This window comes from Paenibacillus sp. OT2-17, assembly GCF_009827695.1.
GTDB classification, from domain to species: Bacteria; Bacillota; Bacilli; order Paenibacillales; family Paenibacillaceae; genus Paenibacillus; species Paenibacillus polymyxa_B.
Window position 1 is genome coordinate 1 of sequence record NZ_WUDQ01000879.1, and the last position, 1023, is coordinate 1023.

The following is a 1023-nucleotide window of genomic DNA, read 5'->3' on the forward strand; positions in this document are numbered from 1 at the left end:
AGCACTCGCCCGAGCATTTGCAAGAAAGAACATCGATGTGACTGTCGCCAGCCGGCGCCCTCCCGTGACGTTGATGCAGCAGGCACGAGCGATCGGCCCCACCGTTGTCCCTAGGACGCTGCAGGATGCAATCGCGTCCGACACGATCTTCCTGGCGGTTCCGTTTTGGGAACATCGCGAAGTCGCGAAGCAGATCACAACCTGGCAGGGCAAGACGATCATCGACGCGACAAATACAAATGCTCCCGTTGAAGACCTGGATGGTCAGCCGTCGTCCGCAGTTGTCGCCAAAGCGTTTACCGGCGCCAGGTTCGTAAAGGGCTTTAACCATCTGCCCGCTGCCGTTCTGGCCGCTGATCCGAGCGTGAATGGCGGCAGCCGCGTCGTGTTTTTGTCAAGCGACGACGAAAATGCGGTGGCGCCGGTCGCGGTTCTGGCCGAACAACTCGGTTTCGCGCCGATTGCGCTAGGACCGCTCAAGGATGGCGGCTCGCTCGTCCAGGCCAGGGGCAATACCTGGGCTGAACTGATCTTCCAGGATCTCGTCAAGTTCAAATAGCGGCGCGTCACAACAAAGTCACAGCCGCTACGCGCATAGCCAAACGCGTGCTGGTGATCTGACCGAGATTCAGTTAGTGCTTCTGCGCGGGTGCATCATGGCCGCTAGACTCGCCGGATACCACTCGAAATATGTATCATGTAATAATGCTTAACGATTGTTCGTTCAACATAAAGGACTATTCAATGACAATAGGTGCATAAAAAGGCGTGCCATTAAACCAATGTCATTAAGTTAAGGCGCAAGGCTAAAAATCAAGAAAAAGAGCAGGTTATCGAAAAGATAGCCCGCTCTTTTTTTGGTGTCTATTTTGGTACAGCCTCTTGGATCAGCCAAAAGATCAGTGCTTGACAGCAAGCCGGTCCTTATACTTGTTCACCCACTCGTGAGGGCTTCGAGGCTACGTTTACCCGCTGGGACATTACCACTCCAGATCAAGACCTCCATATCGATCCTCCAATAGA

At 53.9% G+C, this 1023-nt stretch carries 1 protein-coding gene and 1 pseudogene; both read left to right on the forward strand.

Features of this window, described 5'->3' with window-relative positions; translation table 11 throughout:
* On the forward strand, positions 1-559 hold a 559-nt coding region (locus GRP75_RS27870; protein WP_160790993.1), incomplete at its 5' end, for an NADPH-dependent F420 reductase.
* Between the two features lie 354 nt (positions 560-913).
* A pseudogene (locus GRP75_RS30770) lies at positions 914-1023 on the forward strand (DUF1349 domain-containing protein); the annotation flags it as partial.